This window comes from Thermococcus sp. JdF3, assembly GCF_012027495.1.
Classification (GTDB): Archaea; Methanobacteriota_B; Thermococci; order Thermococcales; family Thermococcaceae; genus Thermococcus.
Genome location: NZ_SNUK01000002.1, coordinates 420,763 through 444,851 on the forward strand (window position 1 = coordinate 420,763; position 24,089 = coordinate 444,851).

Consider the following 24,089-nt stretch of genomic DNA (forward strand, 5'->3'; position numbering starts at 1 on the left):
GATGATGGTTGAGAAGTTCAACTACGAGGAGCTTGGCCTCAAGGTGGGCCTTGAGATCCACAGGCAGCTCGACACGAAGAGACTGTTCTCCCCGGTCCCCAGCGAGATGAGCGACGAGGTGGACTTCACGTTCCAGCGCAGGCTCAGGCCAACGATAAGCGAGCTGGGTGAAATCGACCCGGCCGCCCTTGAGGAGTTCAAGAAGGGAAAAACCTACATCTACGAGGGCAACTACAGGCTGGCGGACCTCGTTTACATGGATGAGGAGCCTCCCCACATGCCGGACGAGGAGGCGCTCAGAGTTTCCCTCCAGATAAGCTACCTCCTCAACGCAACCCCCGTTGACGAGGTCCACTTCATGCGCAAGATAGTCATAGACGGCTCCAACGTCTCCGGCTTCCAGAGAACCGCCATAATCGCCATGAACGGAAAGGTGGACACCCCCTGGGGAAGCGTCGGGATTCCCACCATATGCCTTGAGGAGGACGCGTGCCGTATCGTCGAGAGGGGAGAGAAGGAGGTCATCTACCGCCTCGACCGCCTCGGCATTCCGCTCGTTGAAATAAGCACCACCCCAGATATACACCACCCGGAGCAGGCAAAGGTCGTCGCCAAGTACATCGGCGACGCGCTCAGGGCCACCCGGAAGGTCAAGCGCGGTCTCGGAACCATCAGGCAGGACCTGAACGTCTCCATCAGGGGCGGGGCAAGGGTCGAGATCAAGGGTGTCCAGGAGCTGGACATGATTCCGGTCATCATCGAGCGCGAGATAGAGAGACAGGTGAACCTGCTCAAAATACGCGAGGAGCTGAGGAAGCGCGGTGTCAGGCCCGAGGACATAACGGAGGAGTTCCACGACGTCACCGAGATATTCCAAAACACCGGCTCGAAGATAATCGCCCGCACCGTAAAGAAGGGTGGAAAGGTTCTCGCCGTTAAACTCCCCAAGTTCCGCGGCCTGATCGGGAAGGAGATACAGCCCGGCAGGCGCCTGGGCACCGAGATGGCGGACAGGGCCAAGAAGTACGTGAAGGGAATCTTCCACATCGATGAATTACCGAACTATGGAATTACAGAATTAGAGGTTAATGCGGTTATTGAAAAACTTGGTCTCGGCGAGGAGGATGCGTTCGTTCTCGTCGCGGCCGGGGAGGAGACCGCAAAGAACGCCCTTCGCGAGGTCGTCCAGAGGGCCAGGGAAGCCATCGAGGGTGTTCCGGAGGAGACAAGAAGGGCTCTACCCGACGGCAACACCCAGTACATGCGCCCGCTCCCGGGGAAGGCGAGAATGTATCCGGAAACCGACATACCGCCGATACTGATAACGGACGAGATGAAGGAGGAAATCCTCGCAAACCTGCCGGAGCTTCCGCAGGAACGCGTCGAGCGCTACGTCAGGGAGTACAGGATAGACAGAAGCCTGGCCGAAACGCTGGTGAACGACGAGCGCGACGAACTCTTCGAGGAACTCGTGAAGAAGGGCGTCAAGCCTTCGCTGGCGGCTTCGATCCTCGTGGTGGTGCTCAAGGGACTCAAAAAGGAGGCACCCATCGAGAATATCACCGACGAGCACATCAGAGAAGCCTTTGACCTGTACCTCGGTGGAAAGATAGCCAAGGAGGCCTTCGAGGAGATATTCAAGGAGCTGGCGAGGAACCCCGGGAAGAGCGCCGCCCGGGTGGCGGAGGAGAAGGGCCTCACCCTCCTCAGCGAGGAAGAGGTCGAGAGGATAATAGACGAGGTCGTTCAGGCGAACATCGAGGTCATCAGGGCCAAGGGAATGGGTGCGATGGGAATGGTCATGGGCAGGGCCATGGCGAGGCTCCGTGGAAGGGCGGACGGAAAGCTCGTCAGCTCGCTCGTGAGGAAGAAGATAGGGGAGCTGAGCTGAGGCTGTTCTTTTGATGATTTCTTTTGTTATTTTTGCCGGTTTTTTCGACTCTTTCATGCCGTAATGGACGAGGCTTTCAAAAGGAAAATGCAACCGGTTCGAGAATCGTCCACCAGAATCTGGAATTGCTCTCACGGACCATCAGTTAAAAACACGCTGGGTGTGCACCCCCAGCTTCGGGTGTGAATGTGGTGCCGGGGCGGGGCTTTGAACCCCGGACCTCTCGGTTTCTCAGGCTCCCCCGAAGGAGAGCGGCCCTATGAGCCGAGCGCTCTGACCAGGCTAAGCTACCCCGGCACAACCCGAGCGCTCGACCTATACCTCCAGGGAGGCATTTTTAAATCTTTCGGCGATGGTCCTAATAATACCCGTACCCATACATCCTCGCCATCAGGTGCCTCCTAATCCGTTTGCCGTAGTAGTAGCCCACTGCCATTCCGACGACGAGACCTCCGAGGTGGGCGTAGACGTTGACGCTCGGCAGGAGGCTGTTTATCAGGAAGAGCACGAAGGCGTTTATTAACGCCCCCTGCATGTTGCCCCCGACGACACCCATGATGACTATCAGCGTTCCGACTATGCCGAAGAGGGCCCCGCTCGCCCCCGCACTGACCGAGTTGGGGGGCAACAGGAGAAGCGTCAGCAGGTTCCCGGCAAGGCCCGAGACGAGGTAAACCATGACGAGCCGCCTGGGTCCGAGTATGCCCTCGAGCTGCCTGCCCATCATCAGGAGGAAGTACATGTTGAAGCCTATGTGGAGTATGCCAACGTGCACGAACATCGCGGTGATGAGCTGCCACCACCAGCCGTAGTTGAGGACGGCGTAGTTCCACTGGCCGAGGAGTTGCAGAACGCGGATGTTTATGCTGAGCGGGTTTCCGCCGAGGATAGACTCGACCACGTAAACAGCCACGTTTATCAGGAATAGCGTGAACGTCGCCTTTCCGTAGCGGTAGAAATACCTTTCAACGCCCATTTTCCAGCTCCTCCATTATCATATCGAGCAGGTAGCGGTCGTTCACGGCTATTATGTTCGTCTGCTCGGTCGCGCTCAGGTGTATCTCCAGCTCCCTTCCCGTCCCGTCGGTTACGATGGCCCCCGCCTCCTTCGCTATCAGCACACCGGCGGCTATATCCGTCGGGCGGACGTAGTTCCGGATATCCATAACGCCATCGAGGGCCCCCTTTGCCAGGTAGGTAAGCTCAACGGCTATCGCCCCGAGGACGCGAACGCGTTTGACCCTCTTTATCACTCCGGTACACCTTCCGCGCGTGTAGAAGCTCAGAGCCTCTTTCCCACGCTCCGGCTTCCTGACCGTTATCCTCCTGCCGTTCATGAACGCACCCCTTCCCGGCACCGCTTCGTAGAAATGCTTCGGCACGAATTCGTAGATGGCCCCGTAAACGGGTTCCTTCCCCCTGAAGACCGCAAAGCTGAAGGCGAATATCGGTATTCCGGCGGCGAAGTTGTAGGAACCGTCTATGGGATCAACCACGACCGTATAGTCGCTCCCGTTGTCTATGAAGCCTATCTCCTCGCTCACCAGGTTGACGCCCAGGGGCTCGAGACGACCGATGACCACGTCCTCCGCGACCTTGTCAACGTATTTCGTCACGTCCCCGCTCACGTTCGTCCCCACGGTCTTCCCCGCCTCGGGGGTCCCGAAGAGGGGCATCACAACCTTCTCAACCTCTCGGGCCATCTCAAGGGCCACTTCGTTCCACGCTATCTCCATCTCAACCACCCATCAGCATTATCAGCAGGTTCCTCGTTCCCGGCCCGAAGCCGAGGATGAACACCGTCAGCTTCACGAAGTTTATCAGATCGGGATCCTCATCGGCCATCCACCTGTCGAGTATCCAGACCACTGGAAGGAGGATGAAGAACTTTTCGAGGTACATGATCGCCGCCGTTCCGAAGGTGTCTATGAGCCACCTCGCGAGAACGTGCTGCTCCCAGTAGCCAAAGAACTGAATTCCAACGAACGTGGTGGTCGCGTCGTAGAAGTGGGTGTAGAAAAGGACGCTGTTGTCGGCGATAACGGGGACCTTCTTCGCGAGCAGCCATACCGCCCCCTCCGCTATAACCAGGGCGGGAATGAAGTACTTGAAAACCTCCCAGTTGAAGCTGACCTTGTCGAGGTTTATGACGAGCAGGAAGAGCAGTCCCCCAACCAGCACCCAGCCGAAGTCATGGTAGAGCGGGTAGAGCCTCTCGCCGGGGCAGTGCCTCCAGACGACGTAAAGGGAGGCTATCGCAAAGGCCGCTATGACGAAGTAGCCGCCGGGGCTCACGGTGAGGTACGTTCTGGGGAGGACTCCGACGTCCGTCATGCTCCTCATCAGCGGGCCGAGTACTATGTACGGGACGAGGGCCTTGAAGAAGCGGCCATCAACCCTGATTTCCATTCGCTTGAGCATCTTGTACAGCAGCAGGACCGCTATGCCCAGGATTATAGCGTAGACAACCGTATTCACGGGGTTGTAACCCTGGTTCTCCTGTATGGGCCTGATGAAGTACTCGTAAAAGAACTCGTAGAGCCCCATTTGACCACCATAGACGGTTGTTCCGATAGCCTTAAAGCTTTTCCCACCTTAGGGTTAGGGGTGGTGAGAAAAGTGCACCTGATGCAGCTCCCGCGAGAGGTTTTGCTCGGCGAGAATCTCAAGGGAGAGGTCGTGAACGTCGCGAAGAGGATCGGCCTGGGAAGAAAAGCGCTCGTGCTCTATGGAAAGCGCACGAAGAAGATAGCCGGAGGGGAAGTCGAGGAGAACCTCTCGGCGGAGTACGAGGTAGATGGCCTCACCGTTAAGGGTGCGACGATGGAGGAGGTGAACCGGACCCTCGATGAAATCAGGGGCGGTGAATTTGACTGGCTCATAGCGGTCGGCGGCGGAAGTATAATCGACGTCGCCAAGCTCGCCTCTTTCAAAGCGGGAGTTCCCTTCATCAGCTTTCCAACCACCGCCTCGCACGACGGCATAGCGAGCGCCAACGCTTCGATAAAGGACATCGGAGCAAAGACTTCGGTCAAAGCGGTGCCTCCCATAGCCGTCGTGGCGGACGTCGAGGTCATAAAAACCGCCCCCTACCGCTACCTCGCGGCGGGCGTGGGCGACATGATAAGCAACCTGACGGCGGTGAAGGACTGGCAGCTGGCCCACCGCATTAAGGGCGAGTACTACAGCGAGTACGCGGCCTCGCTGAGCCTGATGAGCGCCAAGATGGTGATAAAGAACGCGGACATAATAAGGCTGGGCAACGAGGAGAGCGTGAGGAAGGTGGTGAAGGGCCTCATCTCGTGCGGCGTGGCCATGAGCATAGCGGGCTCTTCGAGACCTGCCAGCGGGGCGGAGCATCTCTTCAGCCACGCACTTGACGCAATAGCGCCAAAGCCAGCCCTCCACGGCGAGCAGGTGGGCGTTGGGACGATAATAATGGCCTACCTCCACGGCATGAAGTGGGAACGTGTTAGGGAAACCTTAAAGAGGGTGGGGGCGCCAACTAACGCATACGAGCTTGGGATCGACCCGGAGTACATAATCGAGGCCCTCACGATTGCCCACACGATACGGCCCGAGAGGTACACGATCCTCGGAAAGGACGGCCTCACGCGGGAGGCAGCGGAGAGGGCCGCTAAAATCACCGGAGTCATCTGAAGATCACCGCTTCACAAAACGGAGGTGTTTGGAATGGCAATAATCACGTTAGTTGGGGAAAAGCTGGCAAGACCAGGGGTTGAATTCATATATTACGGCCCGGCAGAACCGTGCAAGACGTGCAAGCTCGCAGGAGTCTGCGTCGGAAACCTCGAACCCGGCAGGAGATACAAAATCCTCCGCGTGAGGAGCATGCCCTCACACTCCTGCCCGCTTCACGAGGGCAAGGTTCGCGTCGTCGAAGTCGTCGAGCCCAGCATCGAAGTAGCGATAGAGCCGAGGCTGGCCATAGCGGGCTCCGTGATAAAGCTCCACTTCTCAGAATGCAGCGACCCGGAAAAACGCAGTCTCTTCCAGCCGGAAGGTCTCTTCGAGGGCGACCACGTAAAGATAATAGAAATCCTCGGCGACGTCGAGTGCAACGGCAAGACCTACAAGCACGTCAAGGTCATGCGCAAGAAGGATTAACCCCTTCTTTCCACTTTTGTGAACGCAATCAGCTCTTCTCCCCCCGCCATGATCCTGTAGGCCCGCATCTCCCCATCAAGGAAATCCCTGATGGCCATCAGGGATTTCTCGCGCCTAATCAGCAGCTCCCGGGCTTCATCGACGCTTATCGCCTCAAACCTCAGCCTCTCCCCCGGCCGGCTCTGGGCGACCAGGGGGAGGTCAGCCGCTGCAACGACGGCTATCTTCGCGTAGCCGCCGGTCGTCTGGGCATCGCGGAGCATCACTATCGGCCTTCCGCTGGCCGGAACCTGAACCGCACCGGTCGGTATGGCGTCGGTCACTATCCCCGCACCCTTTTCCGAGTGCTCTATGGCCTTTCCATCGAGGCGGTAGCCCATCCTGTCGCTCTCCGGTGTTACCGTGTAGACCTCACTCAGAAAGGTCTCTATTCCCTCTTCGGTGAAGTGGTCGAGGTTGGGGCCGAGAACGACGCGGACGGTCTTTTCCTCAGCCGAATAGTCCGGCCTCAGCTCCGGCGGGAGGGGTCTCCCATCCTTCCCGGTTAGTATCGCGTAGCCGAGATTTAACACATCCCCTGCCTTCAGCGGCCTTCCAAGGCCGGCCTTGGGATAGGCCGAGCAGCTCCCGAGGAGCGGCTCACACTTTATCCCGCCTGCAAAGGCGATGTAGCCGTAGAGGCCCGTCTTTAAAGTGCCGACCTCAAGGACGTCCCCTTTCTTCGCCCAGTGGCTCGTCCAGGGTTCGATCGGAACGCCGTTGAGCCTTAAGTCAACGTCACCGGCAACTGCAAAGACCCCCGATGCGTTGAACTTTATCGTCGGCCCGGCGAGGAGGAACTCGAGGAGCGGCGCATCCCCGGGGTTTCCGACGAGGTAGTTGGCTATTCTGGCGGAGAAGTCGTCCATGTAGCCCGAAACCGGAACGCCTAGCTTTCTGTAGCCTCTCCTCCCGGCGTCCTGAACGGTGAGCAGCGATGGCACCTTTAGGAGCTCAATCATCCCCCTCCCCCCATTCGGCCTCGTAGAGCTCTCTGAACTCCGACTCATCGATGGGAACGAACCTCACAATGTCGCCCGGTCGTAGAAGGGTTGGGGGTTCCCTCCCCGAGTTGAAGAGCCTGAGCGGAGTTCTTCCGATGAGCCTCCACCCGCCGGGGCTCTCGAGGGGATAGATGCCGGTCTGCCTTCCGGCTATCCCTACCGAGCCGGCGGGGACCTTTAAGCGCGGTTTTTCGAGCCTTGGAGCCGCTATCCTCCCGTCCATGCCGCCGAGATATGCGAAGCCCGGCAGGAAGCCGAGGAAGTAGACGCGGTAGGTCGGTCTGGAATGTATCTCGATCACGTCATCGACGCTCAGGCCGTTGTGCTTTGCCACGAACTCGATGTCGGGTCCGTATTCACCCCCATAAACGACCGGGATTTCAAGGAGCCTGCCCTCAAACCTCTCGCTGGTAACCTGGAGCAGGGGCTTGACGGCAGCGACGACCTCGGAATAGCCAGCCCTGAGAGGGTCATAGAAAACGTAGACCGTCGAATAAGCCGGCACCACTTCAACGAGCCATTCAAATCCGGTTTTCTCTATCGCTCTCGCCACCGCGTGAGCTCTCCTGTTTACCGCATCGTCTATGGCCCCGCCAAAGGAGATGACCAGTGCCGAGTCGCCGGCGGGTTTTATTGTCGGTTCCATGGTCTCACCGCACGATTTCCCTCATCGGCACTACCTTAACGCCCTCCTCCTCGAGAACCTTCCTGATGTGGCTCGCTATCTCCACCGCCTCCGGGTTGTCGCCGTGGACGCAGATGGTGTCAGCTTTCAGCTCGACCCACTCCCCGTTTATCGCCCTAACGCCACCGTCCTTGACCATTGAGATAACGCGCTCGGCTATCGCTTCCCTGTCGTGGATTACAGCCCCTGGCTGGGAGCGCGGGACGAGGGTTCCGTCCGGGTTGTAGGCCCTATCTGCGAAGACCTCGTGGGCAACCTTAACCCCCATTTCCTCCGCCATCTCCGCCGGCCTTGAGCCGGAGAGGGTGACGAATATCAGGTTCCTATCGAAGTCCGCTATCCCCTCGATGACGGCCCTCGCGAGCTCTTCCTCCTTGACGAGGGCGTTGTAGAGCGCGCCGTGGGGCTTGACGTGCGGGAGCTCGATCCCTTCAGCCCTTGTGAACGCGTAGAGCGCCCCAATCTGGTAGAGGACGTAGTTCCTCGCTTCCTCAGGGGTGAGCCTCATGTAGCGTCTTCCAAAACCAAGCAGGTCCGGATAACCCGGGTGGGCACCAACGGCAACGCCTTTCTCCCTCGCGAGCCTTACCGTCTTCCTCATGACCAAAGGATCACCTGCGTGCCAGCCCGTCGCTACGTTCGCGCTCGTGATGTAGCTCATTACCTCATCGTCGAGGCCGAGCCTGTACCTCCCGAAGCTCTCGCCGAGGTCGGAGTTTAAATCGACCTTCATTCCCACCACCGGCTTCATTTCGACGGAAATCTAAAAAAGGGTTTCCCCGAGTTTAGGCCATGAAGGTTCAGGTCATCGATGCGGCGGTCTTCATCCAGGGGTTCGACGTTGAGGGTGTCACATCTCCTGGGGTTGTTAGGGAGGTTAAGGACCCCGAGTCCAGGCTCTTCCTTGAGGGCCTGATAAGCGCCGGGAAGGTCAGGGTTCTCCAGCCGTCGAGGGAGAGCATTGAGGCCGTTAGGGAAGCAGCCAGAAAGACGGGCGAGCTCGGCGAGCTGAGCGAGGCTGACGTTGAGGTTCTGGCTTTGGCCTACGAGCTTAAAGGTATTCTCTTCACCGACGACTACAACCTCCAGAACGTTGCGAAAACCCTGGGGATAGAGTTCAAAACACTCAAGCGCGGGATAAAGCGCGTGATCCGCTGGAACTACGTCTGCATCGGCTGCGGGAAGCGTTTCTCAGAGATGCCGCCGGAAGGCGTCTGTCCGGACTGCGGCAGCCCGGTGAGGCTGATACCGAGGAAGAAGCGCCGGAGAAAACGCCCCGGACGGGCTCGGCGCTCATAGGGTACGTCATCGCCTCGGCTCAGCCCGTCTTGGAATCGTCATGGCCCGCCCGGGACGGCGTCAGATAGCGTTGCTCTTCACCGATCCGCGCAATTCGCTGTCATCATCCGCGGTTCAACCTTGCAGGTAGTAGGATATAAGCTTTCTCAGCTCGATGTTGCGCTCGGGCTTCCTCCCCAGGAACCTCTTAAGCCCGCTGTTCTCGGCCATCAGGCCAGACAGCTCAATGGCCAAGATTTTATTGTCCTCGCTCAGGCCGTAGGCCTTGAAGCGGAGCGGGGCGTATTCCTTCTCAAGCTCCCACGTCCTTTCCTCGAGCTCCTTCACCCTCTCCTCGAGCTCCTCAAGGTTCCCCTTCGGCTCACGGAACTCGCCGGTTAAAGCTATCTCAACGACCCTCTCGGGAGAAACGCCGTAGCGCCCGGCAAGCTCCTCGATACTCTTCCACAGGCTCTCATCGAGCTCAACCTCGATTTTCCCGAAGCCCTTCTCGGGCCTGATGATGAGCCTCATACTTTTTCCTCCAGGAGTTTTTTCATGAGGGATAAGAACTCCTCCGCTATTTTTATCGCCTCCTCGACCTCCTCAGCGTCGGGTTCATAGACTATGTCGTACTGGTCCTCGTGCCTCAGCTCCCTCATTCTGTCCAGGAGTTCGACCCACGTCCCCTCCAGCTTCCCGCGTTTAACGTAGAATTCCTCAAGGTAACGGGCGATGCAGTAGTGGCTCTTCTCCCTCCAGCCGTCGCGGAAAAGAACCGCCCTGGCGGCGTGGAACATGGCCATATAAGATGCCATGAGGGACGTCCGGTACGAGCCGTAGGTGAGGTTTCTCCTCGCCTCTTCGAGCCAGTCCCCGGCGCGTTTAATGCTCAACCAGCCTTTCTCTAGGGACGGGGGAACCCTTCTCAACAGGTTCCTTTCGAGGCATCTCTCGAATCCGCTCAAGGTTCTCCCCCCATATTATCATCGAGCCGTAGGCGAGTGAGTAGTAGAAAACCGGGTCGTTGGTTCTGAGCTTTCTAACCCTCTCAGGCGTGAGAACGAGGAGATTGACCTCCCTGCCGGTGGACTTTTCTATCTCCCTCTTCAGGGAGGCGGATCTGGCTATGCTCGGCCTCTCGACGAAGACCCAGACGTCGAGGTCACTTTCTGGCGTATTTTCCCCGGTTGCAAAGCTTCCGTACACCCCGAGGGCAATGACCCACCCGCTCTTCAGGGGCTCCAGCTTTTTGAAGAGCCACATAAAGTTGATGAACCTCTTGAGCTCCCGGGTTCTCGGAACGCTGAGTACAGTGAATCCCCTGCCGGATTTCTTGGCCATGCCGTACTTCACAAGAAGGTGCAGGGTTTTGGAGACGAGGCCCTTACTTAGACCAGTTGCCCTCGCGGTTTCTTCGACCCCCACCCGATGGCGCTCAAGCGCGTAGGCGAGGATCCTGATCCTCTCTTCGGTTGATACCAGTTCATGCATGTTACCGGCTCTCGTTCATGATTTATGAACTTTTCGTTCACGTTCCATGAACGGCTTGTTCACGATCCGTGAACTCTCTCAAGCTCCCGCTTTCTCTCCTCAACGGCCTTCCTCAGCTCCTCGTTCTCCTTTCTCAGCCTGTCGCGCTCGGCGGTCATGAGCTCCCTGTCCCTCAAAGCCTTCTCGTAGAACTCCCTGAGCTCTTCAATCTCCCCCTCCATCTCTCGGAGCTTCTCCTCAAGCTTTCCCATCTTTCCGCGCAGAAACTCCTCGCGCTCCGCTTTGAGCGTTTCTTCAACCCTTGAAAGGTTCCCCTCGATGATGGCTTTAACGTCCCTCCCCTTCAGGGCCTTGAATCTCTCCCTGGGCAGGGTTATCTCCAGCCTCATGGTTCCTCACGCGACCGAAGCCATTCAAGGAATTCCTCGGGACTCATCATCGTGATCTCTCCCCCTGCTTTCCTCCGAAAGTCCTTGTCCCGGGTTATGAGGACGTCACACTTCGATGCGAGTGCAGACGCGAGTGCTACCGAGTCATAGGGGTCAGTTCCAAGTGTCAGCTGGAAGGAGAAGGCATCGATCAAAACAAGCTCGTTAGGGACGTAGACCTCTATGCCAACGTCCTCGATCTCCTTGACCCTCTCCGGGCTGACGTTGTTTCTCTTGAAGACGTGGGCACCCTCCATCAGCGTGAATATCGAAACTACACCCTCAACCCTCTCGGATTCAACGAGCTCCAGGATTTTCAGTGGGGCTTCCCACAACCTGCCCCCTGTTTTTGGGTCTTCCTCCTTGAACCAGACGTTCAGGAGGACGTTCGTGTCGATGTACACCCTAATCATACCATTCCTCCCTGAGTTTCCTTATCAGCTCGACGCTCGTCATGCCCTCCGGTAGTTTTCCCTCGAGTATCCCGAGCATCTTTCCGGCGGAGCCTTTCTTGGGGGCCCTCTTCCTTCGGGTTTCCATTATGAGGGTGAGGGTTTTCATGTCCACCAGCATCCCACCACCGGCCTAACTTCGGCGGTTTTGTATTTTAAACTTCCTCTCCAGCTCGGTTTTCCTGTCGTAGCAGAGGACGTAGAACGCCAGAAGCCCCTTCCACTTCCCGTAGGGTTCAATGACCTCGCGGACGTCCTTTTCCTTAACCTCTTTGACACTCTTCCCAAAAATCTTTGCTATTCCCCTCCTCAGCCCTAAATCACCCGCAGGATAGACGTTCTTCCTGAGGCCGTAGGCGAGGAACAGCTCGGCGCTCCACTTCCCTATTCCGCGGAACCTCGTGAGATACCTTATCGCGTCATCAACGCCCCAGTACCAGAGCTCAAGGTCGAGCTTTCCGCTCAGGTACAGCTCCGTGAGGCCCTTTATGTAACCGGCGCGGTAGCCGAGCTTCGCTTTTTTGAGCTCCTCTTCGCTCAGAGACACTATTCTCTCAGGACGCGGAAAGGCGTAGATGCCCCCAACGGGCTCTCCTGCCAGTTCGACGAGGTTTCTAATCGTCCTCTGGGCGAACTCGAAGCTGACCTGCTGCTGGGCTATCGTCTCAACCAGGGCCTGGTACGGGCTCGGCGCTGCTGGAACCGTCAGGCCGTAGAACTCGTCAATGAGAAAAGCAAAGGGGGAATCGCTCATTTCGGCGTAGAATGAATCTAGGTCCGTATCGAGGCCGAGAACAAAGGCCAGCCTATCCCTCGCTTCTTTTCGCTCCCTCCTCCCCCAATCCCCGGGAAAGTGGAAGTCCCCGTCGTAGGCAACGATTCCGACCCTTCCGGTGCTCAGCCTGATGGCCTGGTAGAACGTCCCGTCCTTAAATACCCACGTGCCGTTGCGTATCATCTCGCGGGCCGTTTTTTCGAGATCGATCTCAGCCATCGGTCGAGCCTAACGGGGTTCTCCCTTATATCCTTTAGGGTCGAGACGTAGAGCCTCTTTCCATCGACGGAGCGCTTGATTTGAAGCTCGCCCCTTTCCTCTAGGAAGCGCATGGCCTCTTTAACCTCTTCCGCACGAACCTCGAAGTTCTCCCTCAGGAAGTCCCAGTAGGGTTCGTGCAGGCTGTATCCGGCGGCCGCACGGACGAGCTCCCAGGCCCTCGCGACCTTTTCATCACCCCTGGCGACGCGGTAGAGCTTGGCCAGAGTTTTCAGCCCCATGTTGCTGAATTCCCGCACAACATATAAATCACTTTTGGAAGGCAGGCAAAAGGTTTAAACCCTTTAGTAGTACTGATATCAGGGGGTAAGTATGCGGCCCAAGGTTGCGCTGACGGCACTGGTGCTCTTCATGGTGCTCGTTCTTCAGCCGGGAGTACACGCACAGGGGAACACAGTTTACGTTGCAAAGGTCGATGGAATGATAACCGGCTATACAGTCGATCAGTTCGACAGATACATAAGCGAGGCCGAAAGGGCGAATGCCTCCGCCATAATCATAGAGCTGAACACCCCCGGCGGCAGGGCCGACGCCATGCAGGAGATAGTAACGCGGATTGAGAGCGCCAGGGTCCCGGTTATCATCTACGTATACCCCTCAGGCGGAATGGCAGCATCCGCAGGAACGTACATCGCTCTGAGCTCCCATCTCATAGCCATGGCCCCGGGGACTGTGATAGGGGCCTGCAGGCCGATACTCGGCTACGGCCAGAACGGAAGCATCGTCGAAGCCCCGCCGAAGATAACCAACTTCTACGTGGCCTACCTCCGCGAGCTGGCCCGGATGAGCGGCAGGAACGAGACGCTCGCGGCGGAGTTTATAACCGAGGACAGGAGCGTAACCCCCGAGGAGGCCATGAAGCACGGGGTCATTGAGGTCATAGCGACCGACCTTGACGACCTCCTCCAGAAAGCCGACGGCATGGAGACAAAGATGCCGGTCAAGGGAAAGGGGAAGGTCGTGCTGCACATCAAAAACGCGAACGTGGTTTACCTGGAGCCATCCTTCAGGGACACAGTTGTAAAGTACATAACCGACCCAACCATAGCGTACCTCCTTCTGAACATAGGCTTCATAGGGCTGATATTCGGCTTTTTAACCCCCGGCTGGCACGTGCCGGAAACCATAGGGGCCATACTTCTGGTGCTCGGCCTCATCGGACTGGGCTACTTCGGATACCGCAGCGCGGGTCTGGTCCTCATAGTTCTGGCGATAATATTCTTCATAGCCGAGGCCCTGACGCCGACCTTTGGCCTGTTCACAGTCGCGGGGGTTGTGACCTTCGTCATAGGGGGCATTCTGCTCTTCAGCGGAACCGGAGCCGGAGGTGAGTACCTGGTGACGAGTGAGACGTACTCAGTACTGCGTATAGCGATACTGGTCATGGCAATACTGCTCGGGCTGTTCTTCCTCTTCGGTGCAGCGACCGTGATCAGGGCACACAGGAAAAAGCCCGAGGCCGGGAAAGAGGAGCTCATAGGGGAAGTCGGAAAGGTCGTGGAAGACGTAGACCCTGAGGGCGTCGTCAAGCTTCGTGGGGAACTCTGGAAGGCGGAGAGCAGGGACGGGAGGAGAATCCCGGTCGGGGAGAAGGTCAAAGTTGTTGAAGTCAGGGGGTTGACCCTCATCGTCGAAAAAGTTGATGGAGTGAAGGAGGGAGAATGAATGGCCATAACGGCAAGTACCGTGGTCATTTCGATTGTTTTGTTGTTTGTTTTGATTATCCTGGCGACGGCAATAAAGATAGTCAAGGAGTACGAGAGGGCCGTCATCTTCCGCCTTGGAAGGGTCGTGGGAGCCAGAGGGCCTGGACTGTTCTTCATAATCCCGATCTTCGAGAAGGCCGTCATAGTGGACCTCAGGACCAGGGTCCTCGACGTGCCCGTTCAGGAGACCATAACCAAGGACAACGTGCCCGTCAGGGTGAACGCCGTGGTCTACTTCCGCGTCGTCGATCCAGTGAAGGCCGTGACGCAGGTGGCGAACTACATAATGGCCACGAGCCAGATAGCTCAGACCACGCTGAGGAGCGTCATAGGCCAGGCCCACCTCGACGAGCTGCTCAGCGAGAGGGAGAAGCTCAACCTCCAGCTCCAGAAGATAATCGACGAGGCAACCGACCCATGGGGCATAAAGGTCAGCACGGTCGAGATAAAGGACGTTGAGCTGCCGAGTGGAATGCAGAGGGCGATGGCCAGGCAGGCCGAGGCCGAGAGGGAGAGGAGGGCCAGGATAACCCTTGCAGAGGCGGAGCGTCAGGCCGCTGAGAAGCTCCGCGACGCCGCTGAGATAGTGTCCCAGCACCCGATGGCCCTTCAGCTCAGGACGCTCCAGACCATAAGCGATGTTGCCAGCGACAAGAGCAACGTGATCATCCTGCCGCTCCCGATGGAGATGCTCAAGCTCTTCAGGAGCCTGGCGGACACCGCGGAGATGGCCAGGGTAAAGCTTGAAAAGGAAGTCCAGGAGAAGCTGGAGGCCGAGGCCAGGGCAAAGGCGGGAGGGGAGTGAACTACGAATAGTTTTTCCTCTATCTTTTTCCCACGTCTTTAGATGAACCGCAAAAAATAAAAGCATTGCCAGCATAGTTCATACACGCAAACTGAATACTCCGTATAAAATCGAAGGTCACAGTGATTATCGCGGGAAAGCGTCGTTAGCGCTTTACACCGGAGGTGTTAACTTTGGAAGGCCGTTCAATTGTTTTTGCATCTGGAAAAGGTGGAACTGGTAAAACAACGACGGTTGCAAACCTGGGTGTTGCTCTGGCCCAGTTCGGAAAGGAGGTCATTCTGCTGGACGCGGACATCACGATGGCGAACCTGAGCCTCGTCCTTGGAATGGAGGACATTCCGATAACCCTCCACGACGTTCTGGCGGGCGAAGCGGACCTCAAGGACGCCATCTACGAAGGTCCAGCGGGAGTCAAGGTCATACCGGGAGGACTGAGCCTGGAGAAGATAAAGAAGGCCAAGCCGGAAAAGCTCAGGCAGCTCATCAGGGAGATAGGCCAGATGGCGGATTTCGTCCTCATCGATGCCCCCGCTGGCCTCGAAATGACATCCGTCACCGCCCTTCTCATAGGCAAAGAGCTCATAATCGTTACCAACCCCGAGATATCCGCGATCACGGACTCCCTTAAAACCAAGCTCATCGCCGAGAAGCTCGGAACACTCCCCCTCGGAGCGATACTCAACAGGGTAACCAACGAGAAGACCGAACTCACCCAGGAGGAGATAGAGGCCATTCTTGAGGTTCCGGTTCTGGCGGTGATACCCGAGGATCCCGAAGTCAAGCGTGCAAGCGCCTACGGTGTCCCGCTGGTAATCAAGAACCCCACCAGCCCGTCGGCAATAGCCATCAAACAGCTTGCGGCCAAACTTGCGGGAATCAAGTGGCAACCGCCCGAGCCAGAGAGCCCCATAAAGAGGGTCTTCAAGGCACTCTTTGGAGGGAAGAAGTGATGGCCGACGCCCTCGTGTATGGAATCGTGGTCATCCTCATAATCCTCAACATAATCCTTCTGATGCTCTACTACTCCGCCAAAAGCAACCCCTACTACGTCGTCTACGACGAGGAGACCAAGAGCGCCCTCAAGAGGCGCGTCTCAAGCCTCAAGGAGGACCTCGAAAGCGAGCTCATAGACTTTGATGTTGAGGAGTGGGAAAAGACCCTCGAAGAGTCCATTGACGAGGAAGTCAGGAACCTCTAAGCTTTTTAACCATTTTGTTATTAAACATTTTTGGGGCGTTAAATTTTAAAAGGTCTGTTCTATTAACTCTAAAATGGGGGTGGGCTGTTATGAAGGTCCGGCTCGGCTATCCAGACAGGATAGTCGAGGTCGATGATAGGACCGTCCGCGTCTTCAGGGGCAGACTCGTGAGCGCCCCCCTGAGTGAGGTCGTGAGCTACTACCTGAGGGGCGATGGACTTCTGCCGCCCGCAGTCAGGGAAATCGCCCGCGACATCGTTGGAGTTCTCCTCAGAACGGGTGAGCTCAAGGGTGAGTATCAGGGGATTACAGAGCAGGTTCATGGCCTCAGCAGATGATTTCTACATTATCCTGCAAGACCCCATCCCTTTTTTAAAATGTTTTTCCCGTACATCAGTTGAAAAAGTTTAAGTATTCTTCCGCACAATACTAGGAACTAAACTCACAGGAGGGAATGGAAGTGAAGGTGAAGGTCAGGATACTGGATGTGTACAGCGGGAGATACTCGGTTTTTATAAATGAGAAAGAGGCCATGAAGGCCAAGCTTCACCCGGATGATCTCGTAAAGCTTGAGGCCGGCAAGAAAACGGTTTATGGTAGCGTAGTCATAAGCAGTCTTGTTAAGGAGGGAGAGATCGGAATAAGCAGGGACGTTCTTCAACTTCACAGCTTCTCTGAGGGTGAGGTGGTCACGGTTATTCCGAGCGGCACGCCCGAGAGCGTCCGCTACATAAAGAAGAAAATGAACGGAGGAAAGCTTCGAAAGGTGGAGATAGAGACGATAATCAAGGACATCGTTGACAGGAAGCTCCGCGACATTGAGATAAGCTCATTCGTCACCTCGCTTGAGATAAACGGCCTCGATATGGACGAGATAGCCGCCCTGACGATAGCCATGGCCGAGACAGGCGATATGCTCGACATAGACAGAAAGCCAATAATGGATGTCCATAGCATTGGAGGCGTCCCCGGCAACAAGACCAACATCCTCGTCGTGCCCATCGTTGCCGCCGCCGGCCTCACCATCCCCAAGACCAGCTCAAGGGCAATAACCAGCGCGGCCGGAACGGCGGACGTCGTGGAGGTCTTTGCGGACGTCAGCTTCTCCCTCGACGAGATAAAGCGCATCGTGGAGAAGATAGGCGCATGTATGGTTTGGGGCGGTGCCCTCAACCTCGCCCCGGCCGACGACATAACCATCAAATCGGAGCGCGCTCTCAGCATTGACCCGACCGGTCTGATGCTGGCCAGCATAATGTCAAAGAAGTACGCCATGGGCAGCCAGTACGTTCTCATCGACATTCCAACCGGCAAGGGCGTCAAGGTCGAGAGTGTGGACCAGGCCAGGGCCCTGGCGAGGGACTTCATTGAACTGGGCAAGAGGCTCGGCCAGTACGTCGAGGTGGCTATAACCTACGGCGGACAGCCGATTGGACACACCGTTGGCCCGGCCCTCGAGGCGAGGGAGGCACTCCAGGCCCTTATGGCGGGCACCGGTCCTGGCAGCCTTATAGAGAAGGCCACCGGGCTCGCCGGAGTCCTCCTGGAGATGGGCGGTGTTGCACCCGCCGGAATGGGAAAGAAGATGGCGCGCGAGATACTCGAGAGCGGAAAGGCCTACCAGAAGATGCGCGAGATAATAGAGGAGCAGGGAGGCAACCCGGACATCAAGCCGGAAGACATCCCGGTTGGCGACAAGACCTACACGTTCACCGCACCGACCAGCGGCTACATCACCGCCATAGACAACAAGGCCATCACGGGAATAGCCAGGGCCGCAGGGGCACCGGAGGACAAGGGCGCGGGAATCGAGCTGTACGTCAAGGTTGGGGAGAAGGTCAAGGAGGGCGATCCGCTCTTCACCATCCATGCGGAGAGCGAGGCCAGGCTCGACCAGGCGATAGTCCTTGCAAGGAGAACCGAGCCCATAAGAATAGAGGGGATGGTCCTTCAGAGGATAGGCAATATTTAATCCCTTTTTCTCTTTACTTCAGTACTTGAACGTCGATCGCGATGTTGAACTGCCGCGGCGCGTAGGGGCGAACCTTTCTCCGCTCGAGAATTTCAACGGTGAAGCCGAGCTCTCTCGCCACCGCCTTAATCTTCGCCTCGTGCTCGGAGTATAGGTCTTCTTCCGGGCCGAAGCCGTAGTAGTGGACAACTCCACCGTCCCTAACGCTCAGCATGGCCTCCCTCAGGAAGCGGTCGGCGAACTTGGGGAGATTCATTATCACCCGGTCGGCCTCAAATTTGCCGGCCACCTTCCTCACGTCTCCAAGGATCGGCACGACGTTGTCGGCCTTGTTCAGCCTGATGTTCTCCTCAAGGTAGCGAATCGCCCATGGGTTGATGTCGCAGGCGAAGACGAGCTTTGCTTTCTTAGCCAGAAGTACCGCGTACGGCCCGACGCCGGCGAACATGTCGAAGACGACCTCCCCAGGGTGCATCTTCTCGAAAATCCTCATCCGCTCCGTGGCCAGGCGGGGGGAGAAGTAAACTTTGGTAACGTCGAGCTTTAACCTTATCCCGTTCTCGCGGTGGAGAGTTTCCGTTCTCCTCTCGCCAGCGAGGTAAATAAGCTCCCTCACACGGTATTCTCCAGAAATCTTGCTCCCCTTGGCGAAGACGGCCTTTATGTGGCGGTGAACCTTGAGAATCGCCTCGCCGATTGCGTTTCCATAGGGCATCAGCTCCTCCGGAAGCTCGATTATCGCAACCTCGCCGATTATGTCGAAGGAGCTCGGAAGGAGCCCTCTAACCTCGTCCGGAACCTCAACGACCTCGCGGTAGCTGTGGGGTCTTCTCTCGAGCCTCTCGAAGTCGGCTTCGACGAGCTTGAAGCCCTCTACGGGCCCCGTGACCGGGAAGAGTATAAACTCACCCTCCCGTTTGACGGCGTATCCTTTCGCCAGGACGCCGAGGTCGATTAGTTTCCTGCGGGTTTTTTCCGCCTCCTGTTTGGGAACTTTGACGGCGAGCATCGGGTTCACCATGCGGATTTTATTATGGACACAATGTAAACTTCAAAAACCTTCCGTCACTAACCGTAGAGATGACCGAATGAAAAGTTTGTGGCTCTCCTTAAAAACGGTGGGTAAACTGTGTTTTTATGACCTCTCAGGTTATAGAACAGAGCCACAAACTTTTGATGAAACTTTTGCCATGCAAAAAGTTTCTTATGGTGCCCCGGCCGGGATTTGAACCCGGGGCGCGGGCTCGAAAGGCCCGCATGTTTGACCGGGCTACACCACCGGGGCTCGATATTAGGGAAGGGCGAGCGTTTAAAAATCTTTCGTCTGGGGAAAACCGCAGGCAAACTTTTTAAACCTCCGCCCGACCCTCAACCGATGGCCATGAAGACGCTCGCCAATGTTTTCAGGGAAGCATTGAAAGAGAAGGGGATCGAGAGCTTCGGAGTGCTCTCAAAGAGGTTCAGGAAGTCAAAGAGCAAGCTCCAGGATGTGGCAGTGGAGATAATCACCGGAAAGGGAGCAATATTCCGTGTCCCGGAGAAAACCGCAGTGGCCTGGGACCTGAACGGCAACCGTGTCGAGGGCTCGCATTACGCCTACGCCCCGCTGTGCATGATGGAGAAGTTCGAGCCGGTTCTGATGCCCGAAGAGCTCCGCTCAAAGCTCCCCGGGTGGCCTTACTTCATAATCGACCTCTATCACTGGAACAAACACACGCAGAAGGAGAAGGGCAAGGTATGCCTGCAGGTGAGCCAGAGCTACGGCCTGCTGAGGGACTACTTCACGGGGAGGGAGCTCGCCGTAACGTGGGCGAACGATGAGTTCGGAAGAATGTTTAAGGGCCCCATCGATAGAATAACACCTTACGCCGGGCCGACGGCGGAGTTTTTGAGGGAGAACGACATCGACGAGGTGGTCCTCCTCGACCCCTGGGCGGAGGAGGTTTTGAGCGAGAAGGATTTCGATGTCGGGGCCTTTATAATCGGCGGCATCGTCGACACCGGCGGGAACAAAAAGAAAACCACCCCCAAAATCGGCGAGGAGCTTGAGAAGGCCGGGATAAAAGTCCGCAGGAGGAAGATAGTCCTAAGGGGCGACGTCATAGGCGTCCCCGACAGAATAAACCGCATCCTCGGCATAATCCTCAAGATGATGGTGGAGGGGAAGTCTATGGACGAGGCAGTTTATGAGTTCCAGGAGCCCCTCCATGCCCGCTGGCGCCTGAGGAAGGAGCTCCCCAAGCGTGCGATTAGATACAGGGTGAACGGTAAGACCTACCGGGTGGTCGAGAAGGAGCTGTTTGATGAGTACTCCAGATGGCTCAAAATCCGCTGGGAGGACTTCGTGAAGGTACTGAGGGAGCTCGACCTGATAGCGCTCGAGCGGAAGAGGATACACCGCCTAAACAAGCTTTCAAGCCCGAGGATAATAAACGGAAAGCTCTATCGCGTGATCCTGCTCAAAAAAGCGGCGATGCTGTGCTACAACTGTTGAAAATGTTTAAACAGGATCAAAAGTGTTATCATCCATCCTCTTTTTTGATCTCATCTATTAATTCCTTCAACGCCTTTTGGCGTTCGATCTTTGAGTAGAAGTCATATTCAGCCTTCAGGAACTCATAATGTTCACGCTCATCCTCCGCTAGACTTTCCATAAGCTTCTTGTGCTCCGGGTTTTCGAGAAGTTCCGCGAGCATTTTGTATACCATCTCAGAAAGCTGCTCCGCGTCCATGCCAATTTGGAGGACCTTCAGGTAATCCCCGACAGTCCCGAGACGATAATCCCTCTCCCAGAATACTCGAGCCCAGCTCTTCAGGCGGACATCAGGAACTCCCTCACCGGGGAAGAGTGTCCGGAACAGTCTCGAAACCTCTAAGTCATGGCTCCGCTCCATTTCAAAGAACTTTTTAAATCTCTCTTTTGGATACCCATCCGGCAGTTTCTCGTAGAGGAACTTGTAGAGTCCAGTGGAATCAACTTCTCCTCTGATCATGTATGCGAGTATCTCCTTAAGGGGTCTCTCTGCAAGTTCTCTGACGGCCTCTCTGACTTCCTCTCGAACGCTGGCCTTTTCCATGAACAGCTCAAGCGCCCGGCTCATGTCCCTCACCGTTGTAAATACAAGAAACCATGATATAAAAAGGTAGCCCAGATACCGGGGATGGAACCAAAAGAGAAATTAAAAATTTAAAAGAACACCACAACAGCGTCCCCAACGACGGCAGTCTCTACCTCTTCGCCCTCGCTGAAGACAGCCTTCCTGAGCACTATGTCGTCCTTGCCCAGCTCGACCTTCTGCCCCTCCACCTCAAACTCGACCTTTCCTGCCTCTTTGAGTGCCCTGGCGACTTCTCTGGCGTTCTCCCTGAGGTAGGCGGTTATCTTCGGCACGAGCTTGCCATATTTGGGTCCGACGGTCCTGAAGTTGGGCTTTATCTCGGTGATGCGCTCCTCCAGCTCTGGCTCGCCCTTAATTATCTCCAGCCTCTCGATGTTCATCGTTCCCGCGATGTCCCTCTCGATGGTCTTGAGTGCCTCATAACTGTCGGTGGCGTAGATGGCCACGTGCTTGAGCTTGGCGTTCAAAGCCAGGCCGTGGCCGTTCTTGTAGCGTCTCATGGCACCGACTATCTCTCTGGCCAGCTCTCCGAGCTTCTCAGCCTCCTCGCTTATCCTGCCCTCATCGTACTTCGGCCACTCGAGGAGGTGCACGCTCTTGGCACCGATGTGGCCCTTGAACATCTCCTGGTAGAGCTCCTCGGTTATGTGCGGGGCTAACGGAGCGAGGAGGAGCATCACGTTGTAGAGCAGCTCGTAGAGTGCCGCTTTCGCCTTGAGCTTGCTCTCCTCATCGTCGCCGTAGAGGCGGTGCTTGATCATCTCGATGTAGTCGTCAGCGACCTCATGCCAGACGAAGGTCATGAGCTCCCTCGTGAGCAGGTTGAAGCGGTAGCGCTCCATCTCCTCGGTGGCGAACTTGATGACGCGGTGCAGCCTGGAGAGTATCCACCTGTCGATCGGCTCAAGCTCCTCCGGAGCGCTGGCTGGGTCGAAATCGCTCAGGTGCCTCTCGGCGAAGCGGTAGATGTTCCAGACCTTCTGGAGGAAGCGGTAGTTGTAGTCGACGGTCTCCCACTTGAAGGGGTGGTCCTCTCCGGGCGGAGCGAGGGCGGTCCAGAGGCGGAGCGCGTCAGCGCCGTACTTAGGTATGACCTCGTCAGGTGCGACGACGTTGCCGTAGCTCTTGCTCATCTTCCTGCCGTCCGGGCCGGCCACCATTCCGTTGATGAGGACGTCGTCCCAGGGTCTCTTTCCCGTGAGAACGTGGGTTCTGAATATCGTGTAGAAGGCCCACGTCCTTATGATGTCCGTTCCCTGCGGCCTGAGTGCGGTCGGGAAGTTGTGCTCGAACCAGCGCTTTGCCTCCTCATCGCCCTTGATTGCATCGTGCCACCTGCTTATGATGAGCGGGGTTATGCTGGAATCGACCCAGCAGTCGAGGACGTCCATGACCGGCTCAAGCTCGGCACCGCAGACCGGGCACTTCTCCACGGGCGGCCTGTCGAAGCGCGGGTCAACCGGAAGGTCTTCCTCCCTCGCCGGAACCACGTGGCCGTTCTTGCAGACCCAGAACGGGAGTGTCGTTCCAAACACACGCTGCCTGCTTATGACCCAGTCCCAGTCCATCGAGTCGGCCCAGTCCTTCAGGCGGAGGAACATGTCGCTCGGATACCAGTTAATCTCCTCCGCCACCTTGACTATCTCTTCGGTGAAGTCCCTGACCTTGATGAACCACTGGGTCTTGGGGAGCAGTTCAATCGGGGCCATACAGCTGCTCCTCTCGGTGTGCCTCAGCACGCGGTGCCGTATCTTGTCTTTCTTGTAAAGCAGGCCCATCTCCTCGAGGTCTTCAGCGATCTTCTCGCGCACCTCTTCCGCCTTAAGGCCGGCGTAGGGGCCGGCGTTTTCGTTCATGGTGCCGTCCTCGTTGATGGCGATGATAACCGGCAGGTTGTAGCGCTTCTGCCAGACGACGTCCTGCTCGTCGCCGTAGGTACAGTTGTAAACGGCACCGGTTCCAAAGCTCGGGTCAACGTCCTCGTCGGCTATAACCGGCACTTCCCTCTCGAATATCGGGAGCTTCACCTTCTTGCCGACGACGTCTCTATACCTCTCGTCCTCCGGGTGGACGAAAACAGCCACACAGGCCGGCATCAGCTCGGGCCTCGTGGTTGCTATCGGCACGTGACCGGAGCCGTCAGCGAGCGGGAGCTTGATGTAGTAGAGGAAGCCGTCCTCCTCCACGTAGCCAACCTCAGCCTTGGCCAGACTCGTCCTGCATCTCGGGCACCAGTAGACGGGGTGCTTGTCGCGGTAGAGCATTCCCTTCTTGTAGAACTCAAGGAGGGACTTCTGCACGGCCGCTTTATACCAGTCGTCCATCGTGTGGTACTCAAGGTCCCAGTCGGCGGAGTAGCCAATCCTTATGAACTGATTGCGCATCGCCTCGATAGCCTGCCATGTCCACTCGACGCACTTCTGGAGGAACTTCTCAGGCTGGTCCTTGCTTATTCCGAACTCCTTCTCCACCTTGAGCTCCGTCGGAAGCCCGTGGTTGTCGAAGCCCTGGGGGAAGAGCACGTTGTAGCCGGTCATTCTCTTGTAGCGCGCTATGATGTCAATCCAGGTGTGGCTGAGAACGTGGCCGAGGTGGAGCGTTCCGCTCGTGAAGGGGGGAGGCGTGTCTATCGCGTAGCTCGGCCTCTTCTCGTCCAGCTCGTACTTGTAGATTTTCTCATCCAGCCAGAACTTCTGCCATTTCGGCTCAATCTCGTTCGGGTCGTAGGTCTTAGGAAGCATGGGTATCACCCTTTTGGATTTTTGAAGATGGGTTACCCTCAGAAGGGCGGCTTAAAAATCTTAGCAACGCCGGTGGTGCCGGAGTAGAGGCT

At 56.9% G+C, this 24,089-nt stretch carries 28 protein-coding genes and 2 tRNA genes; 11 read left to right on the top strand and 19 right to left on the bottom strand.

The window, feature by feature from the left end; translation table 11 throughout:
* Positions 1-4 precede the first annotated feature (4 nt).
* Complete coding sequence (gatE, locus tag E3E42_RS04910; protein WP_167903198.1) at positions 5-1,891, top strand: Glu-tRNA(Gln) amidotransferase subunit GatE; 1,887 nt, start codon at positions 5-7, stop codon at positions 1,889-1,891.
* 189 nt (positions 1,892-2,080) lie between these two features.
* Here gatE and E3E42_RS04915 read toward each other — a convergent pair.
* From E3E42_RS04915 to E3E42_RS04930, 4 genes are all read right to left on the bottom strand, one after another.
* Positions 2,081-2,188, bottom strand: a tRNA-Met gene (locus E3E42_RS04915).
* A 61-nt stretch (positions 2,189-2,249) separates the two neighbouring features.
* On the bottom strand, positions 2,250-2,867 hold the full coding sequence (locus tag E3E42_RS04920) for a rhomboid family intramembrane serine protease (protein WP_167903027.1): 618 nt from the start codon (positions 2,865-2,867) through the stop codon (positions 2,250-2,252).
* Positions 2,857-3,627, bottom strand: coding sequence for a bifunctional fructose-bisphosphatase/inositol-phosphate phosphatase (locus E3E42_RS04925; RefSeq protein ID WP_167903028.1), 771 nt, complete (start codon positions 3,625-3,627; stop codon positions 2,857-2,859). The genes E3E42_RS04920 and E3E42_RS04925 overlap by 11 nt, the downstream gene beginning before the upstream one ends.
* A gap of 1 nt (position 3,628) precedes the next feature.
* Complete coding sequence (locus E3E42_RS04930; RefSeq protein WP_167903029.1) at positions 3,629-4,438, bottom strand: DUF63 family protein; 810 nt, start codon at positions 4,436-4,438, stop codon at positions 3,629-3,631.
* A gap of 72 nt (positions 4,439-4,510) precedes the next feature.
* Here E3E42_RS04930 and E3E42_RS04935 point away from each other — a divergent pair, with 72 nt between their 5' ends.
* Positions 4,511-5,551, top strand: a complete 1,041-nt coding sequence (locus tag E3E42_RS04935; protein WP_167903199.1) for an NAD(P)-dependent glycerol-1-phosphate dehydrogenase — start codon at positions 4,511-4,513, stop codon at positions 5,549-5,551.
* A 33-nt stretch (positions 5,552-5,584) separates the two neighbouring features.
* A complete protein-coding gene (locus E3E42_RS04940) occupies positions 5,585-6,019 on the top strand; it encodes a UPF0179 family protein (protein WP_167903030.1) in 435 nt (144 codons plus the stop codon).
* On the opposite strand, the gene E3E42_RS04945 is transcribed toward E3E42_RS04940, so the two are convergent.
* Genes E3E42_RS04945 through E3E42_RS04955 form a run of 3 tightly spaced genes read right to left on the bottom strand, consistent with a single transcriptional unit; the run spans position 6,016 to position 8,480 of the window.
* A complete protein-coding gene (locus E3E42_RS04945) occupies positions 6,016-7,020 on the bottom strand; it encodes a biotin-dependent carboxyltransferase family protein (RefSeq protein WP_167903031.1) in 1,005 nt (334 codons plus the stop codon). The genes E3E42_RS04940 and E3E42_RS04945 overlap by 4 nt on opposite strands.
* The gene (pxpB, locus tag E3E42_RS04950; RefSeq protein ID WP_167903032.1) at positions 7,013-7,708 is read right to left on the bottom strand and encodes a 5-oxoprolinase subunit PxpB; all 696 of its coding nucleotides are present in this window, start codon (positions 7,706-7,708) and stop codon (positions 7,013-7,015) included. Before pxpB ends, E3E42_RS04945 begins: the two co-directional genes overlap by 8 nt.
* A 4-nt stretch (positions 7,709-7,712) precedes the next feature.
* On the bottom strand, positions 7,713-8,480 hold the full coding sequence (locus tag E3E42_RS04955) for a LamB/YcsF family protein (RefSeq protein WP_167903201.1): 768 nt from the start codon (positions 8,478-8,480) through the stop codon (positions 7,713-7,715).
* A 59-nt stretch (positions 8,481-8,539) separates the two neighbouring features.
* Between E3E42_RS04955 and E3E42_RS04960 the strand changes: the two genes are divergently transcribed.
* Positions 8,540-9,046 carry a type II toxin-antitoxin system VapC family toxin gene (locus tag E3E42_RS04960; protein ID WP_167903033.1) on the top strand — a complete coding sequence of 169 codons (507 nt, stop codon included), beginning with the start codon at positions 8,540-8,542 and terminating at the stop codon, positions 9,044-9,046.
* 114 nt (positions 9,047-9,160) lie between these two features.
* On the opposite strand, the gene E3E42_RS04965 is transcribed toward E3E42_RS04960, so the two are convergent.
* From E3E42_RS04965 to E3E42_RS05000, 8 genes are read right to left on the bottom strand one after another with little or no spacing between them, the layout of a single operon-like run.
* Positions 9,161-9,559: a hypothetical protein gene (locus E3E42_RS04965; protein WP_167903034.1), complete on the bottom strand. Its 399-nt coding sequence runs from the start codon at positions 9,557-9,559 to the stop codon at positions 9,161-9,163.
* Positions 9,556-9,921: a HEPN domain-containing protein gene (locus E3E42_RS04970; protein WP_014789465.1), complete on the bottom strand. Its 366-nt coding sequence runs from the start codon at positions 9,919-9,921 to the stop codon at positions 9,556-9,558. Before E3E42_RS04970 ends, E3E42_RS04965 begins: the two co-directional genes overlap by 4 nt.
* Positions 9,911-10,519, bottom strand: a complete 609-nt coding sequence (locus E3E42_RS04975; RefSeq protein WP_167903035.1) for a nucleotidyltransferase domain-containing protein — start codon at positions 10,517-10,519, stop codon at positions 9,911-9,913. The genes E3E42_RS04970 and E3E42_RS04975 overlap by 11 nt, the downstream gene beginning before the upstream one ends.
* A 59-nt stretch (positions 10,520-10,578) precedes the next feature.
* Entirely contained in the window at positions 10,579-10,908 is a 330-nt protein-coding gene (locus tag E3E42_RS04980; RefSeq protein WP_167903036.1) for a hypothetical protein, read from the bottom strand.
* Positions 10,905-11,360: a PIN domain-containing protein gene (locus E3E42_RS04985; protein ID WP_167903037.1), complete on the bottom strand. Its 456-nt coding sequence runs from the start codon at positions 11,358-11,360 to the stop codon at positions 10,905-10,907. Before E3E42_RS04985 ends, E3E42_RS04980 begins: the two co-directional genes overlap by 4 nt.
* Positions 11,353-11,520, bottom strand: coding sequence for a hypothetical protein (locus E3E42_RS04990; RefSeq protein ID WP_167903038.1), 168 nt, complete (start codon positions 11,518-11,520; stop codon positions 11,353-11,355). The genes E3E42_RS04985 and E3E42_RS04990 overlap by 8 nt, the downstream gene beginning before the upstream one ends.
* Positions 11,521-11,532: 12 nt before the next feature.
* Positions 11,533-12,393, bottom strand: coding sequence for a DNA-3-methyladenine glycosylase (locus E3E42_RS04995; RefSeq protein ID WP_167903039.1), 861 nt, complete (start codon positions 12,391-12,393; stop codon positions 11,533-11,535).
* Positions 12,354-12,674, bottom strand: coding sequence for a hypothetical protein (locus E3E42_RS05000; protein ID WP_167903040.1), 321 nt, complete (start codon positions 12,672-12,674; stop codon positions 12,354-12,356). Before E3E42_RS05000 ends, E3E42_RS04995 begins: the two co-directional genes overlap by 40 nt.
* Positions 12,675-12,765: 91 nt before the next feature.
* Here E3E42_RS05000 and E3E42_RS05005 point away from each other — a divergent pair, with 91 nt between their 5' ends.
* The 6 genes from E3E42_RS05005 (at position 12,766) to E3E42_RS05030 (ending at position 18,137) form a co-directional block, all read left to right on the top strand.
* Positions 12,766-14,118 (top strand): nodulation protein NfeD, encoded by a 1,353-nt coding sequence (locus E3E42_RS05005; RefSeq protein ID WP_167903042.1) that lies wholly within the window; start codon positions 12,766-12,768, stop codon positions 14,116-14,118.
* On the top strand, positions 14,119-14,964 hold the full coding sequence (locus tag E3E42_RS05010) for a slipin family protein (RefSeq protein ID WP_167903043.1): 846 nt from the start codon (positions 14,119-14,121) through the stop codon (positions 14,962-14,964).
* 173 nt (positions 14,965-15,137) lie between these two features.
* Positions 15,138-15,917, top strand: a complete 780-nt coding sequence (gene minD, locus E3E42_RS05015) for a cell division ATPase MinD (protein WP_058939462.1) — start codon at positions 15,138-15,140, stop codon at positions 15,915-15,917.
* Entirely contained in the window at positions 15,917-16,165 is a 249-nt protein-coding gene (locus tag E3E42_RS05020) for a hypothetical protein (protein WP_206206007.1), read from the top strand. Before minD ends, E3E42_RS05020 begins: the two co-directional genes overlap by 1 nt.
* A gap of 89 nt (positions 16,166-16,254) precedes the next feature.
* On the top strand, positions 16,255-16,503 hold the full coding sequence (locus E3E42_RS05025) for a hypothetical protein (protein ID WP_058939460.1): 249 nt from the start codon (positions 16,255-16,257) through the stop codon (positions 16,501-16,503).
* Positions 16,504-16,625: 122 nt separating this feature from the next.
* A complete protein-coding gene (locus E3E42_RS05030; protein WP_167903203.1) occupies positions 16,626-18,137 on the top strand; it encodes an AMP phosphorylase in 1,512 nt (503 codons plus the stop codon).
* Positions 18,138-18,150: 13 nt separating this feature from the next.
* Here E3E42_RS05030 and E3E42_RS05035 read toward each other — a convergent pair whose 3' ends face one another.
* Positions 18,151-19,146, bottom strand: a complete 996-nt coding sequence (locus E3E42_RS05035; protein ID WP_167903045.1) for a class I SAM-dependent methyltransferase family protein — start codon at positions 19,144-19,146, stop codon at positions 18,151-18,153.
* 198 nt (positions 19,147-19,344) lie between these two features.
* A tRNA-Glu gene (locus E3E42_RS05040) sits at positions 19,345-19,422 on the bottom strand.
* Positions 19,423-19,518: 96 nt separating this feature from the next.
* Here E3E42_RS05040 and trm10 point away from each other — a divergent pair.
* Positions 19,519-20,631 carry a tRNA (guanine(9)-/adenine(9)-N1)-methyltransferase gene (gene trm10 / locus E3E42_RS05045; protein WP_167903205.1) on the top strand — a complete coding sequence of 371 codons (1,113 nt, stop codon included), beginning with the start codon at positions 19,519-19,521 and terminating at the stop codon, positions 20,629-20,631.
* Between the two features lie 28 nt (positions 20,632-20,659).
* On the opposite strand, the gene E3E42_RS05050 is transcribed toward trm10, so the two are convergent.
* Positions 20,660-21,238 (bottom strand): ferritin family protein, encoded by a 579-nt coding sequence (locus E3E42_RS05050; protein WP_167903207.1) that lies wholly within the window; start codon positions 21,236-21,238, stop codon positions 20,660-20,662.
* Positions 21,239-21,324: 86 nt separating this feature from the next.
* Positions 21,325-23,997 carry a valine--tRNA ligase gene (locus E3E42_RS05055; protein WP_167903046.1) on the bottom strand — a complete coding sequence of 891 codons (2,673 nt, stop codon included), beginning with the start codon at positions 23,995-23,997 and terminating at the stop codon, positions 21,325-21,327.
* Positions 23,998-24,089: the final 92 nt, after the last annotated feature.

Coding starts and splice junctions, on each gene's coding strand:
- E3E42_RS05050 (WP_167903207.1), bottom strand. CDS start 21,238: ATGAGCCGGGCGCTTGAGCTGTTCATGGAAAAGGCCAGCGTTCGAGAG.
- E3E42_RS05010 (WP_167903043.1), top strand. CDS start 14,119: ATGGCCATAACGGCAAGTACCGTGGTCATTTCGATTGTTTTGTTGTTT.
- E3E42_RS04955 (WP_167903201.1), bottom strand. CDS start 8,480: ATGAAGGTCGATTTAAACTCCGACCTCGGCGAGAGCTTCGGGAGGTAC.
- E3E42_RS04990 (WP_167903038.1), bottom strand. CDS start 11,520: ATGCTGGTGGACATGAAAACCCTCACCCTCATAATGGAAACCCGAAGG.
- E3E42_RS05025 (WP_058939460.1), top strand. CDS start 16,255: ATGAAGGTCCGGCTCGGCTATCCAGACAGGATAGTCGAGGTCGATGAT.
- E3E42_RS04930 (WP_167903029.1), bottom strand. CDS start 4,438: ATGGGGCTCTACGAGTTCTTTTACGAGTACTTCATCAGGCCCATACAG.
- E3E42_RS05005 (WP_167903042.1), top strand. CDS start 12,766: ATGCGGCCCAAGGTTGCGCTGACGGCACTGGTGCTCTTCATGGTGCTC.
- E3E42_RS04965 (WP_167903034.1), bottom strand. CDS start 9,559: ATGAGGCTCATCATCAGGCCCGAGAAGGGCTTCGGGAAAATCGAGGTT.
- E3E42_RS04985 (WP_167903037.1), bottom strand. CDS start 11,360: ATGATTAGGGTGTACATCGACACGAACGTCCTCCTGAACGTCTGGTTC.
- E3E42_RS04920 (WP_167903027.1), bottom strand. CDS start 2,867: ATGGGCGTTGAAAGGTATTTCTACCGCTACGGAAAGGCGACGTTCACG.
- E3E42_RS05055 (WP_167903046.1), bottom strand. CDS start 23,997: ATGCTTCCTAAGACCTACGACCCGAACGAGATTGAGCCGAAATGGCAG.
- E3E42_RS04975 (WP_167903035.1), bottom strand. CDS start 10,519: ATGCATGAACTGGTATCAACCGAAGAGAGGATCAGGATCCTCGCCTAC.
- pxpB (WP_167903032.1), bottom strand. CDS start 7,708: ATGGAACCGACAATAAAACCCGCCGGCGACTCGGCACTGGTCATCTCC.
- E3E42_RS05035 (WP_167903045.1), bottom strand. CDS start 19,146: ATGCTCGCCGTCAAAGTTCCCAAACAGGAGGCGGAAAAAACCCGCAGG.
- E3E42_RS04940 (WP_167903030.1), top strand. CDS start 5,585: ATGGCAATAATCACGTTAGTTGGGGAAAAGCTGGCAAGACCAGGGGTT.
- E3E42_RS04960 (WP_167903033.1), top strand. CDS start 8,540: ATGAAGGTTCAGGTCATCGATGCGGCGGTCTTCATCCAGGGGTTCGAC.
- trm10 (WP_167903205.1), top strand. CDS start 19,519: ATGAAGACGCTCGCCAATGTTTTCAGGGAAGCATTGAAAGAGAAGGGG.
- gatE (WP_167903198.1), top strand. CDS start 5: ATGGTTGAGAAGTTCAACTACGAGGAGCTTGGCCTCAAGGTGGGCCTT.
- E3E42_RS04995 (WP_167903039.1), bottom strand. CDS start 12,393: ATGGCTGAGATCGATCTCGAAAAAACGGCCCGCGAGATGATACGCAAC.
- E3E42_RS04945 (WP_167903031.1), bottom strand. CDS start 7,020: ATGATTGAGCTCCTAAAGGTGCCATCGCTGCTCACCGTTCAGGACGCC.
- E3E42_RS05000 (WP_167903040.1), bottom strand. CDS start 12,674: ATGGGGCTGAAAACTCTGGCCAAGCTCTACCGCGTCGCCAGGGGTGAT.
- E3E42_RS04980 (WP_167903036.1), bottom strand. CDS start 10,908: ATGAGGCTGGAGATAACCCTGCCCAGGGAGAGATTCAAGGCCCTGAAG.
- E3E42_RS04925 (WP_167903028.1), bottom strand. CDS start 3,627: ATGGAGATAGCGTGGAACGAAGTGGCCCTTGAGATGGCCCGAGAGGTT.
- E3E42_RS05020 (WP_206206007.1), top strand. CDS start 15,917: ATGGCCGACGCCCTCGTGTATGGAATCGTGGTCATCCTCATAATCCTC.